The sequence below is a fragment of the Streptomyces sp. NBC_01426 genome, assembly GCF_036231985.1.
GTDB lineage: Bacteria > Actinomycetota > Actinomycetes > Streptomycetales > Streptomycetaceae > Streptomyces.
The window spans coordinates 7,293,368-7,309,007 of the sequence record NZ_CP109500.1; the positions used below are offsets into that span (position 1 = coordinate 7,293,368).

17 protein-coding genes are annotated in these 15,640 nt (G+C 71.0%); 11 read left to right on the forward strand and 6 right to left on the reverse strand.

Translation table 11 applies throughout. The features are described 5' to 3' along the window. Positions 1 to 231: 231 nt before the first annotated feature. Positions 232 to 819: a DUF4352 domain-containing protein gene (locus tag OG906_RS32645; protein ID WP_329447633.1), complete on the reverse strand. Its 588-nt coding sequence runs from the start codon at positions 817 to 819 to the stop codon at positions 232 to 234. A gap of 176 nt (positions 820 to 995) precedes the next feature. Further along, a complete protein-coding gene (locus OG906_RS32650; protein WP_329447634.1) occupies positions 996 to 1,250 on the reverse strand; it encodes a hypothetical protein in 255 nt (84 codons plus the stop codon). 330 nt (positions 1,251 to 1,580) lie between these two features. Between OG906_RS32650 and OG906_RS32655 the strand changes: the two genes are divergently transcribed. The 4 genes from OG906_RS32655 (at position 1,581) to OG906_RS32670 (ending at position 4,418) form a co-directional block, all read left to right on the forward strand. Beyond that, on the forward strand, positions 1,581 to 2,414 hold the full coding sequence (locus tag OG906_RS32655) for a class II glutamine amidotransferase (RefSeq protein ID WP_329447635.1): 834 nt from the start codon (positions 1,581 to 1,583) through the stop codon (positions 2,412 to 2,414). A 71-nt stretch (positions 2,415 to 2,485) separates the two neighbouring features. Next, entirely contained in the window at positions 2,486 to 2,905 is a 420-nt protein-coding gene (locus OG906_RS32660; RefSeq protein ID WP_267826773.1) for an SHOCT domain-containing protein, read from the forward strand. 128 nt (positions 2,906 to 3,033) lie between these two features. Beyond that, positions 3,034 to 3,381, forward strand: coding sequence for a PadR family transcriptional regulator (locus OG906_RS32665; protein WP_329447636.1), 348 nt, complete (start codon positions 3,034 to 3,036; stop codon positions 3,379 to 3,381). Further along, positions 3,378 to 4,418: a hypothetical protein gene (locus OG906_RS32670; protein ID WP_329447637.1), complete on the forward strand. Its 1,041-nt coding sequence runs from the start codon at positions 3,378 to 3,380 to the stop codon at positions 4,416 to 4,418. The genes OG906_RS32665 and OG906_RS32670 overlap by 4 nt, the downstream gene beginning before the upstream one ends. A gap of 103 nt (positions 4,419 to 4,521) precedes the next feature. On the opposite strand, the gene OG906_RS32675 is transcribed toward OG906_RS32670, so the two are convergent. After that, positions 4,522 to 4,920, reverse strand: coding sequence for a VOC family protein (locus OG906_RS32675; RefSeq protein WP_329447638.1), 399 nt, complete (start codon positions 4,918 to 4,920; stop codon positions 4,522 to 4,524). A gap of 92 nt (positions 4,921 to 5,012) precedes the next feature. Between OG906_RS32675 and OG906_RS32680 the strand changes: the two genes are divergently transcribed. The 3 genes from OG906_RS32680 (at position 5,013) to OG906_RS32690 (ending at position 7,814) form a co-directional block, all read left to right on the forward strand. Further along, positions 5,013 to 6,014 (forward strand): helix-turn-helix transcriptional regulator, encoded by a 1,002-nt coding sequence (locus OG906_RS32680; RefSeq protein WP_329447639.1) that lies wholly within the window; start codon positions 5,013 to 5,015, stop codon positions 6,012 to 6,014. Positions 6,015 to 6,181: 167 nt separating this feature from the next. Further along, positions 6,182 to 6,790 (forward strand): HdeD family acid-resistance protein, encoded by a 609-nt coding sequence (locus OG906_RS32685; protein WP_267802536.1) that lies wholly within the window; start codon positions 6,182 to 6,184, stop codon positions 6,788 to 6,790. 412 nt (positions 6,791 to 7,202) lie between these two features. Next, the gene (locus OG906_RS32690) at positions 7,203 to 7,814 is read left to right on the forward strand and encodes a DUF1062 domain-containing protein (protein WP_329447640.1); all 612 of its coding nucleotides are present in this window, start codon (positions 7,203 to 7,205) and stop codon (positions 7,812 to 7,814) included. Here OG906_RS32690 and OG906_RS32695 read toward each other — a convergent pair. After that, positions 7,804 to 8,532 carry a TetR/AcrR family transcriptional regulator gene (locus OG906_RS32695; RefSeq protein ID WP_329447641.1) on the reverse strand — a complete coding sequence of 243 codons (729 nt, stop codon included), beginning with the start codon at positions 8,530 to 8,532 and terminating at the stop codon, positions 7,804 to 7,806. The two genes, OG906_RS32690 and OG906_RS32695, sit on opposite strands and share 11 nt — an antisense overlap. A gap of 274 nt (positions 8,533 to 8,806) precedes the next feature. Between OG906_RS32695 and OG906_RS32700 the strand changes: the two genes are divergently transcribed. Both OG906_RS32700 and OG906_RS32705 read left to right on the forward strand, forming a co-directional pair. After that, positions 8,807 to 10,267: an MFS transporter gene (locus OG906_RS32700; protein WP_329447642.1), complete on the forward strand. Its 1,461-nt coding sequence runs from the start codon at positions 8,807 to 8,809 to the stop codon at positions 10,265 to 10,267. Between the two features lie 150 nt (positions 10,268 to 10,417). Then, a complete protein-coding gene (locus tag OG906_RS32705) occupies positions 10,418 to 10,771 on the forward strand; it encodes a VOC family protein (protein WP_329447643.1) in 354 nt (117 codons plus the stop codon). A gap of 99 nt (positions 10,772 to 10,870) precedes the next feature. Here the strand turns inward: OG906_RS32705 and OG906_RS32710 are convergent, their stop codons facing one another. Further along, a complete protein-coding gene (locus tag OG906_RS32710) occupies positions 10,871 to 11,527 on the reverse strand; it encodes a nucleotidyltransferase domain-containing protein (protein WP_329447644.1) in 657 nt (218 codons plus the stop codon). Positions 11,528 to 11,655: 128 nt separating this feature from the next. On the opposite strand from OG906_RS32710, the gene OG906_RS32715 reads away from it, so the two are divergent. Then, positions 11,656 to 12,408: a carbonic anhydrase gene (locus OG906_RS32715; RefSeq protein WP_329447645.1), complete on the forward strand. Its 753-nt coding sequence runs from the start codon at positions 11,656 to 11,658 to the stop codon at positions 12,406 to 12,408. Between the two features lie 41 nt (positions 12,409 to 12,449). After that, a complete protein-coding gene (locus tag OG906_RS32720) occupies positions 12,450 to 13,277 on the forward strand; it encodes a DUF5984 family protein (protein WP_329447646.1) in 828 nt (275 codons plus the stop codon). Between the two features lie 7 nt (positions 13,278 to 13,284). Here the strand turns inward: OG906_RS32720 and OG906_RS32725 are convergent, their stop codons facing one another. Continuing rightward, positions 13,285 to 15,561 carry a catalase gene (locus tag OG906_RS32725; protein ID WP_329447647.1) on the reverse strand — a complete coding sequence of 759 codons (2,277 nt, stop codon included), beginning with the start codon at positions 15,559 to 15,561 and terminating at the stop codon, positions 13,285 to 13,287. Positions 15,562 to 15,640: the final 79 nt, after the last annotated feature.

Here is a 15,640-nt window from a genome sequence, read left to right on the forward strand (position 1 = left end):
TTATTCCATCCGCTCCTGCGGGAAGTCCGTCCCGACGCGTGATCAGGTTGGCCCGCGGTTGGGCAGGTTCGGCGGGTCCGGCAGGTTCGCGTCGGATTCGGTGTCGGAGCCGAAACCGGAGCCGGAGCCGGAGCCACGACGTCAAGCGCCGGTACACGCGCCCCCGCCTCGTGGTTGCTCCCTGCCGCACAGGGTCCGGTCATGTCCGGCAGGGAGCTTTCCGATACCGCGTCAGGAGACGTCGGCGCGCACGTTGTCCCCGAGCAGGCCGTCGGCGTACGTCACCTTCTTCGCAGTGAACGCGCCCTTCCCGCTGATCACGCCCGTCACGTTCTCGCCGGGCGCGAGGTCCACCGTGTCGATCTGAGCCTCGTCGACGCCCAGTTCAGGCCCGTGCTTCGTCCCGGCGGTGTCGGTGATCGCGAAGTACAGCGGATTGACGCTGATCTCCTTCGCCGAATTGTTCGTGACCGTGACGGACACGCTGGTGTAGTCGCCGTTGGCCAGCACGCTCGGCTTGAACGTCGCGGCCTTCGCCGTGACCGTGATCGGTGACTTCTTCTCCGGCTTCGAGGCCGGCGCCGGGTCGGCCTTCGCGGACGGCTGCGAGGCACCGGCGGTCGACGGCTTGACCGTCTTGTCACTGGTGTCGTCGCCGAGCATCGCCCCCGCGATGCCGAGGACCACGACCAGGCCGACGATGCCGAGGCACGAGAACCCGACGATCTTCCCCGCACCGGTCTTCCGCGGAGCCGGGGGCGGGGGCGGGTACCCGTATCCGGGCGGGGGCTGGTGGCCGTACGGGGGCTGCTGTGACATGGGCGTACCTCACTGGCTGTTCCGGTGTGATCGCGCCACGTTATGAGAGGCGCCCGCGCGGCGTGCGGCAGTTCCCGAACCGTGACAATCGAAGATTCAACAATCCGGTCGCCCGGCCCGGCCCGGCCCGGCCCGCCTCGCCCCGCCTTGCGATCGGCCCGACAGCGGCCGGCGGGTCAGGGCAGATCGGCGGGCGGCGGCCCGGTCTCGGCCTCGTACACGTGCGGGCCGTCGACCTGCCACTCGATCAGCGGCGAGTCCCCCAGCACCAACTCGTCCGGGTCGGGGACCTCGATCCGTCTGAGCATCTCGATCACATCGGTGTCCCCGTGCGCGACGCCGAGGATCGTGTCCACACCGCTCACGCGAATGCCGACCCGGCGGCCGCCCGACGGGCTGACCCGGTGCACGACGATCGGGGCTCGCTCCATGCCTCCACCCTGCGGGACGCCGGTCGACCCGGCACGCCGAGCACCGTTCCCACCGGCGGGCGCGGTCGGAACACCGCCTGCCTGGTCGGCTGCCGCCGGAGGAACGTGTTCAGGGCCGCGCGGTCCGTCGCGATGCGGGCCGCGGGCTCGGCCCGGATCGCGCTCCTCCTCACGGGAGCCGAGAATGAGACTGCCCGCGCAGTGGGCGCACCCCAGGGGTGCGGGCGGGTCCGCTGCGACGGCTCCATGCCGGACGTGAGCGGCAAAGCGATGCGATGCGGTCGCCCGCGCAGGCAGCCGGCGGCGCCGCAGGGACCCAGGTGATGACGCATGTGCCGGTGGCTCGCCTACTCGGGAACGCCCATGCTGCTCGACACGATCCTGTACAAACCGGCCCACTCCCTGATCGACCAGAGCCTGCACTCCAAGCTCGGCGTGGAGACCACGAACGGCGACGGGTTCGGTGTCGGCTGGTATTCGGAGGACAACAGCACCCCCGCACTCCTCAGGGACGTCGGTCCCGCGTGGAACAACCGCAACCTGCGGGAGGTGGCCGACCACGTCCGCTCGCCGCTGTTCTTCGCCCACATCCGGGCATCGACCGGCACGGCGGTGCAGCAGTCGAACTGCCACCCCTTCCGACACGGCCGCTGGATGTTCATGCACAACGGAGCCATCGCCGGCTTCCACCTGATGCGCCGGGACCTCACCCTGCTCGTCGACCCCGCCCTCTACGCCGACATCGAGGGGACCACCGACTCCGAGGTGATGTTCTTCCTGGCCCTCACCTTCGGCCTCGACCAGGACCCGCCGACCGCCGTCGCACGGATGGCGGGAGTGGTGGAGCGCGTCGGCCGTGACCACGGGGTGGAGTCCCCCCTCCAGATGACGCTCGCCATCAGCGACGGCGTGCGCGTGTGGGCGTTCCGCTACTCCAGCGGGCACGACTCCCGATCGCTGTTCTACAGCAGCCGGGTGGACGCGCTGCGCAGACTGCACCCGGACATGGCGTTCTTGCGGGACATCTCCGAGGAGACCCGACTCATCGTGTCCGAACCCCTCGGTGACCTGCCCGGCGCCTGGAACGAGGTGCCGGAGAGCAGCTACGGCGTCGTACAGCCGGGCGCCGACGAGTTGCACCCCTTCACCCCGTCGCCCGCGTGACGCGAACGCGCCCACCCGAAGCGGACGTACCCAGGGCCGCCGGCCGACACCGACCAACAGGAGACCGGGCCATGCAGAACTCGCTGATCAACCTGGCGGAGGACTACGACTTCCCGCTGCTGAACCTCTTCTGGACCATGATGCTGTGCTTCCTCTGGGTCTTCTGGTTCGTGCTGCTCATGCGCATCATCGGGGACGTCTTCCGTGACGACGACCTGAGTGGCTGGGCCAAGGCCGGGTGGACCATCTTCGTCATCCTGCTGCCCTATCTGGGCGTCTTCATCTACCTGATCATCCGTGGGCGCGGGATGGGTGAACGTCAACTCATGCGCAACCAGAGGCACGAGGAGGCGTTCCGCGCCTACGCGCGCGAGAGCGCCGCGATCACGAGCCAGGCCGAGGAACTGTCGCGCCTGGCCGAACTCAAGGACCGCGGCGCCCTCACGGCACCCGAGTACGAGCGGGCCAAGGGCAAGGTCCTGGACTCCTGAGCCGGGGCGGAACGGGGGAGCAAGTCGACTTCATCCGGATGGCGTTGACGCGGGACGGCCGTGCGGCCACACTAGTCTGAGAACGAACTAGTCCGAGTTCGGGAGTAGATGGCGGGGGTGACTTTCGCATGGCCGGCGCAGAACCCATGACCGGCTGGTTGCGCGGGGTGTTGCCGCTCGCGCTCGCGGCTGTGCTCGCCGAGGGCGAGCGGCACGGCTACGCGCTGGTGCAGGAACTGGCCGCCCGGGGCTTCGGAACCGTCCGCGGCGGTGCGCTGTACCCCGTACTCGGCCGACTGGAGGCCGACGGGGCAGTGGAAGCCCGGTGGGAACCGGGGGAGGGCGGGCCGGGCCGCAAGGTCTACCGGCTCACCGACGCCGGATGGACCCGACTGCGGCAGGAGAGCGCCGGCTGGGAGACGTTCTCCGACGCCATGGCCCAACTCCTTTCCCACACAGTGGAGGAGAACCCATGACCGACGCCGCCACCCGGTGGAACGCCCGGACCCGGCTGGCCCTGGCCGCGCGTTCCGTGGACAGCACCACCGCGGACGCGGTGCTGGCCGAGGTCGAGCAGCACTGCGTCGACAGTGGTGAGAGCCCCGAGGAGGCCTTCGGCCCACCGGAGGAGTACGCGGCCGCCGTGGCCAGCGAGCGGGTTCCGCCCGAGGAGCGGCTGCGCCACGCCAGGAACGATCTGACACTCGTCCAGGCGTTCCGCCACGCCGCCGTCCCGGTCGGTTTGGCCACCCTGATGATCGGCGCCGGTCTCTGGATGACGAACGGTCCCATGCCGGCCGTGACCCCGGCCGCCCTGGCCGGTTCCTCGCTCATCGTCATGGCCCTGGCCGGTGGCGGCATCGTCTCCGCGATCCCCAACCAGACGCGCCGCAACCTCGGTTGGGGGGCCGTGGCCGCGGCGACAGTGATCGGCGCGGTGGCCTTCACCTCGCTGTCCGACAAGCCACTCGGCCACCTCCCGGCTCCACTCCTGTGCGTACTGGGCCTCGCGCTGCTCTGGACACCCATGCGGGCCGAACCGACCGAAGACACCGAAGGAGCAGTCATGAAACCGCGTACGGACGACCTGAATGCCGGCGACCTGAATGCCGGCGACCTGAACACGGGCGAGCACCGGACCTGGCCGACCCGGCTGCCGCAACTGCTCACCGAGCGCCACGGGATACCCCGTGCACGAGCGGCCGAGCTGACGAAGGAGGCCACGGACCACCTCGACGCCACCGGACGGGCACCCGAGGAGGAGTTCGGCCCCGTGGAGCTGTACGCGCTGCGCCTGTCCGAAGAGGAGTCCCCCCGCGCACGGTGGTGGAAGCGGGACGCCGTCATGGAAGCGGCCCTCGCGGTGATCCTCGCCGGCTACCTGGTGGTCGCCCTCGTCTCCGATGGGCCGGTCTGGCAGATCGCCCTGGCCGCCGGAGCACTCGCCGTGGACCTGGCGATCCTCGCCACTCGGCTGTCGCGCAAGCGCACCGGCGATTCGCCCGGTCGATAGACCACGCACGCCACCAGGGGGAGGTGCGAGCCCTCCCCGAGTGCTTCTGCGCCCTGCGCCGGCGGACTCGGCCCCTTGGCCTGCCCGCCGGGGCGTGCCGTCCTCAGCCGGCGAACCTCTCGATGGCGGCCGGCGTGACGGGGGTGAAGAAGTTGACGAGGTTGCCGTCCGGGTCACGGAACAGCAAGGCGCGGTTCCCCCACGGCATCGTGGTGGGCTCGTTGACGAAGTCGTCCACGAAGCCGCGCAGATTCCGGTACACGCTGTCCACGTCGTCGACCAGGAATTCGAGGAGCACGCTGTGGTTGTCGGCGGGGTGGGCGGATCCGGGGGCGAACAGGGGGACGGTGCGGGTGCTGCCGATCGCCAGGGCCGCCGAGGCCGTCCTGAGCTCGGCGAAGTCCTCGTTGCCCCAGGAAGCGGACAGGCCGGTGGCCCGCTCGTAGAAGTCGACGAGGCGTGCGACGTCGCCCGTGATGATGCGGACGGAGACGAAGTTCATGGGTTTCTCCTCTGGTCGGTCGGTGCTCGTGACCGCACGCTACGACCAATACCGGGCGGAACCCGCCCGGTATGTGCGGGAGACTTTCGGACATGCCCCGCCCCCTTGCCCGCGTCCTCACCCTGCTGGAGCTCCTGCAGTCGGGTGGCATCCGACCCGTGTCCGAACTCGCCGACCGGTTGAACGTCGACGAACGCACCGTGCGGCGCTACGCACAACGGCTCCTCGACATCGACGTGCCCGTCGAATCGGTGCGCGGACGCTACGGCGGCTACCGGCTCGCCCCCGGATACCGTCTGCCCCCACTCATGCTGAGCGACGACGAGGCGCTCGCCGTTCTGCTGGGCCTGATCGCGGGCCGGCGGTCCGGCCTGACAGCGGCCACGGACACGGCGAGCGAGACGGCGTCGGCCAAGATCAGACGCGTACTGCCCGAACGGTTGCGCCGCAGACTCGACGCGGTGCTCGGCTCGCTCGCCTTCACGGATCCGCCCGGCACGGCACCCGCCCCGGATCCGGGAGTCCTGCTCCCGATCGCCGAAGCGGTGCACCACCACCGGCCGATCTCCCTCCGGTACACCGCCGGCGACGGCCGACGCAGCGAGCGCACCCTGCACCCGTACGGGGTCGTCGCCCATGCGGGCAGGTGGTACATGACGGCTGTGGATCCCTCCGTGGGCGAGGACCGCACCTTCAGGCTGGACCGGATCGCCGAGGTGCGGATCCTGCCCGGTTCGTTCGCACCGCCCGAGGCGAGCGATCCGGCGCAGCGCGTCCTGACGGGACTCGCCACGGCCCCGTACCGGCATGAGGTGTCCTTGCGCGTCCAGGGGGCGGTCGGGGACATCGGTGCCCGGCTGCCCGCCGGCCTCGCGCTCGTGTCGCAACTCCCCTCCCCGGACGGCGCGCATCCGGATGCCGACCCCTGGTGCCGCGTCGACCTGCGCGTGGACCGGCTCGACTGGCTGCCGGCCGTACTCGCCTCGCTGGATCGCCCCTTCGTCATCGATCGCCCGGTCGAACTCCGCGGCCTCGTCGAGACGTTCGCCCGACGACTCGCCGATTCCGCCCGACGAAGCCCCCCGCCGGACTGAGAGCCCGCCGGGCCCTCATCGCGGGCGCGAGGGCCCAGGGGCGGCGGGGCGCTCGGCTGGACAGCGGACCGGGTGATACGGGATTAAAGTTGACATAAGGGTATGCGAGGCATGTCCGACGGCTTCGAGGTGTCCCGCGGGGCCGTTCGGCCGTCCCAGGAGGCAAGATGACCCCCAACGCGGCACCGTATGACACGCACAGTGACCCCGAAGACGTCCTCAAGCAGCTGGGAAGCTCGTGGCGCTGGGCACTCGGCTTCGCACTGGCGACGCTGATCCCAGGCATCCTGGTGCTGGTCTGGCCCGACGAGACGCTGCACATCCTGGCCGTGATCATCGGCCTGCAGCTCCTGGTCGCGGGCGGCTTCCGTTTCGTCACGGCCTTCTCGCACAGCAGCGACCGGGGTGGCAGCAGGCTGGCGGCCGTCCTCATCGCCATGCTGGCGTTCCTGGCCGGCGTACTGGTGTTGCGGCACCCCATGCAGACGATCGGTGCGCTGTCCCTGATCGTCGGAGTCTTCTGGCTGCTCACCGGCGTGCTCACGGCCTACGTCGCGATCGCCGACCGCGCCCTCGTGCATCGAGGTCTGCTCTTCGGCCTGGGCGTCCTCGGCTCCGTCGCCGGCATCGTCGTGCTCTGCTTCCCCGTGGACTCCGCCGTCGCACTGACCCGGCTGCTGGGCTTGTGGCTCGTCCTGCTCGGCGTGTTCGAAGTGGTGATGGCCTTCGCGCTCCGCTCCGCCACCCGCCGGGTCACACCCACGCTCTCGGAGTGAGCTTCTGGCGTCGACGGTCTCGGGGGGCCCGGGCGGCGGCGGGGGAGTAGCGAGGTGGGGGGCTCAGGGGCGAGGGGCCGACGCCACGTACCCGCGCAGTGGGATGACACCGCTGCGCGGGTACGTGGCCTTCTGTGCGGGATGGACCGGACGCGGAGCGCTGTTCAGGCTCCGACGCGACGGCCCCCGAGGGACGGACGCCCACTGTGAGGGGGCGAGGCCGCCGCCCGGCCGAAATCCAGTGGAACCGGGCTCCCGTGGGCCGTTACCGTACTCGCGCCCACAGTCGCCCCGGCAAGGACGTGCCGTTGTACACCAAGTGAGACCCCCCGAGCGCTGAACCGTCGCGCGTCGCACCTGTGCGCCGTGCTCCTTTTCGCTGCGGTCTTCTCACTGGAACTGGTGTACATCTGTGTCCGAAACCTGGGTGGTCGTGCCCACCTGCCTGCCGATAGTCCTCCGCCGTTGCCACAGGTGTGCCTCCGGGCGCTTCCGGGCGAACGGCAAATTCCGAGTCAACGCGAACCACAAGCTCCTCGACGTCTGGCTCCTCGCCCTGTGCACCGCATGCGGGGACACCACGAGGATCGCTGTCCTGGAGCGCGTGAAGGTGCGTTCCGTACAAGCCGAGTTGTTGAACCTGATGCACGACAACGATCCCGGCCTGGCGGCCGAACTGCTCCAAGACCCGGTCGTGCGGCGACGCAACCACATCGCCCTCGACTGGGACAACGCCTGGCGCCTCGACGCCGGCGCGCCGGACCGGCTGGACGGGTCGGATCAGCCTGATCTTCCGGACCGGTCGGATCGCCCGGTTCGGTCGCTTCCGCCGGAGGGTGAGGCGATCGAGGTCGCGGTCCGCTTCGAGGCGCGGATCCCGGTGCGGCCCGTGCGACTGATCGCCGAAGGCTTCGGCCTTTCGCGAGCCGAGGTCGAGAGGTTGCACGCCGGGGGGAACCTCGTGTCGACGGTCCGTCTGAGCGGCAAGCTCTCGGGCGACTTCACGCTCACGCTCAAGCGCTGAGTCCTCCCGGCCCAGGGCCCGGCCCAGGGCCCGACTCATGCTCTGGGTCGAGCCTGTCCGGCGGTATCGGATCCGCCGGACAGGCCGGCCTGGGGCGTCCCTGGTTCGGCTGCCTCCGGAGCAGCGGAGGGGCCGGGTTGGGCAGGGGGCTGGCGGCGGCGGGGGTCAGGCCGTCGAGGACCAGGGTCACGTAGCGCCGCCAGCCCCCCTCGGCCGGGTCCATGGTCCACAGCACGCTGACGAGCATGCCCATGATCCGCTTCAGGTCGTCGGGTACGAGGTCCTCCCGGATCACCCCGGCCTGCTGACCCCGCACCACCAGCGGGTCGAGCGCGTCGAAGAAGCGGGCGCTCGTCTCCGCGGTGAAGATGCCGGCGTTGCGCGCCGCGGTGAGCACGTGGTGCTCGTCGGCCGCCGAGGTCAGGGCTGCCTCGATGACGACACTCAGGCCTCGGCGCGGGTCCTCGTCGTCGAGCCCGCGCTCGATGGCGGGGAGGACCTCGTGGGTGAACTGCTGTTCCAGCACCGCACGCAGGAGGGCCGCCTTGTCCGGGAACCGACGGAAGAGCGTCGCGATGCCGACGCCGGCCCGCCGGGCGATCTCATCGAGCCCGGCGTCGGGCCCCTGCTCCGCGTAGACGTCGCGCGCCGCCCTGACGATCTTCTCGACGTTGCGCACCGCGTCGGCGCGCAGGGGCTTGGGGGATTCGGTCGGCACGTCCCCAGGATACAACCGATAGTCGACGATCAGTTCGAGTTGACACCCCCGGCGCCATGAAGTGATAGTTGGCTACTGATTACGGTGCGCGTGCCGCCGACCGACCGGATACGCCCTCACCTCACCCGCCCCCGCCTGTCGGGCGCGCCACGCCACGCCACGTCCCCGCACCGCGGCCCCGTCCGCACCGCGCCCACGCTCCACCCCCCTCCCCCACGCATCGTCCCGACGCCTGCCCGGTCGGGCATCCGCCCTACGCTCCCGAGGAACCTCCATGCCACAGCCGTCCACGGCTCCCCGCGCCGGCAAGGTGATCGCGACGCTCGCACTCGCGGGGGTCACCGCTGCCGTCATGCAGACCCTGGTCACCCCCCTGCTGGCCGACATGTCGACGATCCTCCACACCTCCCACTCCAACGCCGCCTGGGTCGTCACCGCCACGCTCCTCGTCGCGGGCGTGTGCGTCCCCATCAGCGGACGCCTGGGCGACATGATCGGCAAGCGCCGCATGCTCCTGGCGTGCTCGATACCGCTGATCGCCGGATCCGTGGTGTGCGCGCTGTCGAGCAGCGTCATCCCGATGATCGTCGGCCGCGGCCTGCAAGGCGTCGGCATGGGCATGATCCCCCTGGGCATCGCCCTGCTGCGCGACGTCGTCCCCGCCGAGAAGCTCAGCTCCTCCATCGCCCTGGTGAGCGCCTCCATGGGCATCGGCGGCGGCATCGGGCTCCCCGTCTCCGCCGCCGTCGCGCAGTACGCCGACTGGCGTTTCCTCTTCTGGGGCGCCGCCGCACTCGCCGCCGCCGTCTCCGTGATGATCGTGGCCTTCGTACCGGACGTGCCCGCCGGCGCCAAGGGTCAGCGCTTCGACTACGTCGGTGCGTTGGGCCTGGCCGTGGGCCTGGTGTGCCTGCTGCTCGCCGTGTCCAAGGGCTCCGACTGGGGCTGGGGCTCGCCCACCACCCTCGGCCTGATCGCCACCGCCGTCGTCGTCCTGGCCGCCTGGGGCTGGTTCGAGTGGCGGGCCACCGACCCGCTGGTGGACCTGCGCACCACCATCCGGCCGCGTGTCCTGTTGACCAACCTCGCGTCGGTCTTCATCGGCTTCGGCATGTACGCGAGCATGCTCGTCGTCCCGCAGCTGCTCCAGTTCCCCGAGGCGACCGGCTACGGCCTGGGTCAGTCCATGCTGGCCGCCGGCCTGTGGATGCTCCCCGGCGGCCTGATGATGATGGTCGTCTCGCCCCTCGGCGGCCGGCTCACCAACGCCCGCGGCCCGAAGGTCACGCTCGTCTGCGGAGCGCTCGTCCTGGCCGCGGGCTACGGCGCCGCACTGCTGCTGTCCGGTACGGCGCCCGGCCTGATGTGCGCCGCGATGATCATGAACAGTGGTGTCGCCCTCGCCTACGGCGCGATGCCCGCCCTGATCATGGGCGCGGTGCCCCTCGCCGAGACCGGCGCCGCCAACGGCTTCAACACCCTCATGCGCTCCCTGGGCACCTCCGTCGGCGCCGCCGTCGTCGGAGTCGTCCTGGCGCAGATGACCACCACGGTCGGCGGTCACACGTTCACCTCCGAGAACGGGTTCCGTACCGGACTGTTGCTGGGCGGCGGCCTCGCCCTGGTCTCCGCGGCCGTCGCCGCCCTGATCCCCGCCGCCCGTCCGGAACGACTGACGCCGCGGGACGCGGCCGGAGCCGAGGCGGACGCCGCCCCCGCGCCCGCGGCAACGTAACGGCCACATCGTTCAGGACCCGCTCGGCGGATCGGGTCGGGGGCGCGGGCCGCAGGCGACACCGGCCCGTGCCTCGGCAGGGGGCAGGGGGCAGCGGCGCGGTGCCGATCCCTGCCTGCCCGGCCGGGCGGGTCCTGGCAGGATGGCGGCATGGAACGAGTGCTTGGAATCGGTGGATACTTCCTGCGGGCCGCAGACCCGGCGGCCCTGAGCTCGTGGTACCGCGATTACCTGGGTCTGGCCGCCGACGCGAACGGCCTGTGGCAGCAGGAAGCCGGGCCGACGGTGTGCGCGACGTTCGAGTCCGAGACCGAGTACTTCGGTGCCCGCACCCAGCAGAGCATGCTCAACTTCCGGGTCCGCGACCTGGACGCGATGCTCGCGCAACTGCGCGCCAAGGGAGCGGACGTGGCCGAAGAGTCGCAGGACATGGAAGGGGTCGGCCGGTTCGGCTGGGTCACCGACCCCGAGGGCAATCGGATCGAACTGTGGCAGCCCGCCTGACCACGCCTTCGCGCCGACGGTGAGGTGCCGGGGGGAGCGCCCGCCTCTGCCCCGCCCCCCTCGGGAGGAGGTCGACCGATAGCGGGTGCGCCCGTTGCGCTACGGGGCCTCCGGCCGACCGCCCGGCCCGAGGTCCACCAGCCAGTCGTGCCCCGGATGGACACGGTCGAGGTGCGTGGCCAGGGTGCGCCGCGCGGAGCCGTCGAGCAGGGGAAGCGCGCCGGCGAAGTCCTGCTGGTCCTTGGGTCCTACCGCCTTGGCCTTGAACAGGAGTACCAGCTCCGGCGCGAGGTAGGGGATGCCGTCCGGGGTACGGCGGATCACGCTCGTGTACGGCAACCGGATCGACGGGTCGCGCCGGCAGATCCAGGTCGGGCCCTCGTGCGGCTCGCGGAACACGTCCACCCGGTAGTCGCCCGTCGACGGGTCGCGCAGCCAGGTCTGATGCGTGAGTGCCGAAACCTCCGGCGTGAGCTCCCAGATGCGGTTCGACGCCACGACATCGAAGGCGTACTCGGGGAATCGGGCCCGGATCTCGGGGAACCGGGCCGCCGGGACCGCGATTTCGAGGTCACCGTGCTCACGGGTCTGCTCGCCCGCGAACAGGTCGATCGCCCAGCCCCCTGCCACGTACCAGGGGACCGGGACGCCTTCCAGACGGGCCGTCACCTCGGCCGGAGTCCACGCCCTCGCCCACCGGGCACCCGCCTCGGCTTCGGTGATCTCGACGCCACCCGGGGGCAGTTCTCGGGACATGCGGCCAGGCTACCGGGAGGCCCCCTGAGCGAGTAGGGGCCCGTCGGTTGATCAAGTCTTCTTCAAGAGCGGTCCGGTCCTCGTGCCGCGCCCGCGCACAGGCCGCGCTGCTCCTACCGTTCTCCGATATGGCTGGTGTGGCGGGAACCGAGGAGTCGAACGGAAGCCCGGGCAGACGCAAGGTCGTCCGTGCGGCATTGACGGGAGCGGCGGCCGTGGCGGCCGGAGCCGTGGGGGCTGTCGCCGATTCCGCCACGGACTCGACCCCCGCCCAGGCCGGCGCGGCACGTACACGGCCCACGACCCCGCGATCGGCGCTGCTGGAACTCATGGCGGGCAATCTCCGCTGGCGCACGCTCCATGAGAGCCATCCCGACCGGACGCGGGCCGTGCGGCAAACGCTGGTCGCCGGGCAGCACCCCTTCGCCGTGGTCCTGGGCTGCGTCGACTCCCGAGTGCCTCCGGAGCTGGTCTTCGATCAGGGCCTCGGTGACCTGCTGACCGTCCGTTCCGCCGGCTCCGTCCTCGACGAGGCGGTCCTCGCCAGCATCACCTACGGGGTTCTGGAGCTGGCCATTCCGCTCGTCGTCGTGCTGGGACACCAGTCGTGCGGGGCCGTCACCGCCGCCATCCACGCGGCGGAGGCCGGCGAGAGCCTCGCCGGCCACATGCAGTACCTGGTCGACCACATCCGGCCGGCGATCGACCGAGGCCTGCGGGGAGCGGCGCGCGTGGACGCGACCATCACGGCGAACGTGCGGCTGGTCCGCTCCCGCGTCGCCGCCGAGCCCACCCTCGCGGCGAAAGTCGCCTCGGGTGAACTGGCCGTGATCGGGGCCCGCTACGAACTCAACAGCCAGACCGTCCACCAGATCCACTGACCCACTGCCCCACCGAGGAACGGAACTGGGACACTGGGCCGGTGATCCACACCGACTCCGCGATTCGCTTCCGCTTCGGACTGACCCCGTTGGAGGAGGTCAAGCCGTGGGGTGCCGGGCGCGTACTGCACTGGTTCGGGCTGACCGCAGGCTGGTACTGCCTCGACATCGACGGCCACGAGGTGCTGCGCTACTCCGAGCGCACGCTCCGGGAACTCCGGAACGACGGCGACGGCGACCGTGACCACGACGGCGACCGAGCGCACCCCTACGTCGACCACTACGTCGTCCGCCTGTGGGAGGACGTGATCGCGCTCGTGTCGGGGGCGATGGAACCGGTGCCCCACGACCTGGTGGAGGTCGCGGCCGACATCTCGCCAAGCTGGACGTGGATCGACACCCCGGAGGCCGACGCCGCACTGACCTGGCACGGTGCGGGCCACCTGTACACCGACTACCTGCGCGTCGCCCCGGCCATCCGCCTCTGGCGCACCGTCGTCGGTGACGAGGACACCGTGACCATCGCCTGGGAGCACCGGGCGGACCCGGAGGGCGTGATCGAGTTCGCGAGTCCGCAGGCGGGTCGGGCGACCGTGCCGACGAGCGAGTTCCTCGGGGCGGTGGCCGAACTGGACCGGTCGCTGCTGGCCGCCATGCACGAACGCCTCAGCGAACTGGAGAAGTCTGGACCGCCGCCCGGGGTTCGAGGAGAGGTGGACGTGGAGCAGTTGCGCCGTGAGCAGCGGGACCGGGCGACCTGGCTGCCGCGTGCGCGGGATCGCGAGCCGGGCACCGACTGGGACGCCGTACGGACCGGTACGCGCATGCTCCTGGCCGCCGGGCCCGAGGCCCGGGACGGCACGGAGTAGGGGCGGGTCAGTCGGCGACAGGGAACCTGTCCCACGCCCGGTGCTGCGCCATGGCCCGTTTGAGCTGCTTCAGCGCGGCCGACGGGGTGCCGTGGAAGGCAATGCCCGGCTCGTCCGCCCCGATCCCGACGGCATCGAGGACCCCGGAGGCGCCCTTCCATCCGCCGATGGCCTTGCCGTGCCGGTACGCCTCGGTCAGCAGCATCAGGACCCGGGGGTCGGGGCTCCCCGGGCGAGGACTGCCGGCCTTGGCGTCCCGGGCGCCGTGGGCGTCGGCGGCCGCCTCGGGCACTCCCGCGAACAGCAGGGCGTCGAACTCGACGGAGCGGGCGGCGGCGAACGTGCGCTGCACCGTGACCGGGTTCTTCTTCGCGCCCAGGGCGCCGCCGGTGGGGGCGATCACGAGGGGCACCATCCCGGCGGACAGGACGGCATCCCGTACGGTCCTCACCCCCGCGAGGTCGCTGCCGGAGTCCGCGACGATGCCGATGACCCGTCCGTCGAGCGGCCACTCCCGCCCGAGCTGCGACAGGGCCGGGCTCGGGTCGGGATCGGCCGGCGGCGCGGTGGCGGCCGGCGCGGGGAGTCCGAGCCCGGTGGCGACCTCTTCGCAGAGCTGCGGGTCGATGTTGGCCAGGACACCCAGGACGCGTTCCTTGATGACCAGCTCGTGACACTTGTTCAGCTCGAAGGTGTAGGCGGCGATGATGTGCTCGCGCTCCACCGGCGTCATGCTCAGCCAGAACAGCCGCGGCTGGCTGAAGTGGTCGGCGAACGAGGCGGGTGCCTCCCGGACCTTGCTCGCCCCGGGGATCGTGACGGGCGTTTCGATGAAGGCGCCCGTGTCGCCGCCCGCGAGGAAGGGGCAGCCCCCGTCGAGGCTGTTGGGCCGGTACGGGGCGACGCCCGCGTGGACGGCGGTCTGGTGCATGCCGTCGCGGAGCATGTCGTTGACGGGGGCGTGCGGCCGGTTGATCGGGATCTGCCCGAAGTTCGGTCCGCCGAGCCGGCTGATCTGTGTGTCGAGGTAGGAGAAGAGCCGGCCGGCGAGCAGCGGGTCGTCGGTGACGTCGATCCCGGGAACCAGGTGGCCGGGGTGGAAGGCGACCTGCTCGGTCTCGGCGAAGTAGTTGGTCGGGTTGGCGTTCAACGTCATCAACCCGACGGGCTGCACGGGAGCGAGTTCCTCCGGCACGATCTTGGTGGGGTCGAGGAGGTCGATCCCCTCGAAGGTCTGGTCCGGGGTGTCGGGGAAGGCCTGGATGCCGAGCTCCCACTGGGGGAACGCGCCCGCCTCGATCGCGTCGGCCAGGTCCCGGCGGTGGAAGTCCGGATCCATCCCGTTGGTGATCTGTGCTTCCTCCCAGACCAGGGAGTGGACGCCCAGCTTCGGCTTCCAGTGGAACTTCACCAAGGTCGTGCCACCCTTGGCGTCGACCAGGCGGAACGTGTGGACGCCGAAGCCCTCCATCATCCGGAACGACCGCGGGATGGCCCGGTCGGACATGTTCCAGATGGTGTGGTGCGTCGCCTCGGTGTGCAGGGACACGAAGTCCCAGAAGGTGTCGTGCGCGCTCTGCGCCTGCGGGATCTCCCGGTCGGGATGCGGCTTCCCGGCATGGATGACGTCGGGGAACTTGATGGAGTCCTGGATGAAGAAGACCGGGATGTTGTTGCCCACCAGATCGAAGGTGCCCTCGCCGGTGTAGAACTTCGTCGCGAAACCACGCGTGTCCCGCACCGTGTCGGCCGACCCCCGCGAACCGAGGACGGTCGAGAACCGCACGAACACCGGCGTCTCGACGCCCTTGGCCAGGAACGCCGCCTTGGTGACCTTCGACGCGGTGCCGTAGCCCTGGAAGACGCCGTGCGCCGCCGCGCCCCGGGCGTGCACCACCCGCTCGGGGATCCGCTCGTGGTCGAAATGGGTGATCTTCTCCCGCAGGTGGTGGTCCTGCAACAGGACCGGACCCCGCGCGCCCGCCTTCAGGGAGTGGTCGCTGTCGTACAGCCGGGTTCCCTGCGCGGTCGTCAGATAGGCGCCGCCCTGCGCCACCACGGCCTGGGGTGCGCCGGTGGGCTGCCCCGTGGGGCTGAGCGGCTCCGGGCCGTCCTGGTCCGGTTTCGGAGGCAGGGGTTCACGCGGCCTGGTCGGCTCGGTGGCCGACGGCGGCCGGGGCGCCGGCTTCCCCGGGATGCCGCCGCCCCGTGCCTGCTTGCCGGACGCGCCCTTGGCCGCCACGGGCTTCTTCGCGGCGGCCTTCGTGGTCTTCTTCTGAGCCATGTGGTGGTGTCTCCTCTTGCCTCACGTGCCGGACGCAGGTGCCGGCGGGTCCCGGGTCCCCGTGCAACCCTTTCCCCTC

Excerpts from the sequence above, each read along its gene's own strand:
- OG906_RS32645 (WP_329447633.1), bottom strand. The coding sequence starts at position 819 with ATGTCACAGCAGCCCCCGTACGGCCACCAGCCCCCGCCCGGATACGGG.
- OG906_RS32650 (WP_329447634.1), bottom strand. The coding sequence starts at position 1,250 with ATGGAGCGAGCCCCGATCGTCGTGCACCGGGTCAGCCCGTCGGGCGGC.
- OG906_RS32655 (WP_329447635.1), top strand. The coding sequence starts at position 1,581 with ATGTGCCGGTGGCTCGCCTACTCGGGAACGCCCATGCTGCTCGACACG.
- OG906_RS32660 (WP_267826773.1), top strand. The coding sequence starts at position 2,486 with ATGCAGAACTCGCTGATCAACCTGGCGGAGGACTACGACTTCCCGCTG.
- OG906_RS32665 (WP_329447636.1), top strand. The coding sequence starts at position 3,034 with ATGGCCGGCGCAGAACCCATGACCGGCTGGTTGCGCGGGGTGTTGCCG.
- OG906_RS32670 (WP_329447637.1), top strand. The coding sequence starts at position 3,378 with ATGACCGACGCCGCCACCCGGTGGAACGCCCGGACCCGGCTGGCCCTG.
- OG906_RS32675 (WP_329447638.1), bottom strand. The coding sequence starts at position 4,920 with ATGAACTTCGTCTCCGTCCGCATCATCACGGGCGACGTCGCACGCCTC.
- OG906_RS32680 (WP_329447639.1), top strand. The coding sequence starts at position 5,013 with ATGCCCCGCCCCCTTGCCCGCGTCCTCACCCTGCTGGAGCTCCTGCAG.
- OG906_RS32685 (WP_267802536.1), top strand. The coding sequence starts at position 6,182 with ATGACCCCCAACGCGGCACCGTATGACACGCACAGTGACCCCGAAGAC.
- OG906_RS32700 (WP_329447642.1), top strand. The coding sequence starts at position 8,807 with ATGCCACAGCCGTCCACGGCTCCCCGCGCCGGCAAGGTGATCGCGACG.
- OG906_RS32705 (WP_329447643.1), top strand. The coding sequence starts at position 10,418 with ATGGAACGAGTGCTTGGAATCGGTGGATACTTCCTGCGGGCCGCAGAC.
- OG906_RS32710 (WP_329447644.1), bottom strand. The coding sequence starts at position 11,527 with ATGTCCCGAGAACTGCCCCCGGGTGGCGTCGAGATCACCGAAGCCGAG.
- OG906_RS32715 (WP_329447645.1), top strand. The coding sequence starts at position 11,656 with ATGGCTGGTGTGGCGGGAACCGAGGAGTCGAACGGAAGCCCGGGCAGA.
- OG906_RS32725 (WP_329447647.1), bottom strand. The coding sequence starts at position 15,561 with ATGGCTCAGAAGAAGACCACGAAGGCCGCCGCGAAGAAGCCCGTGGCG.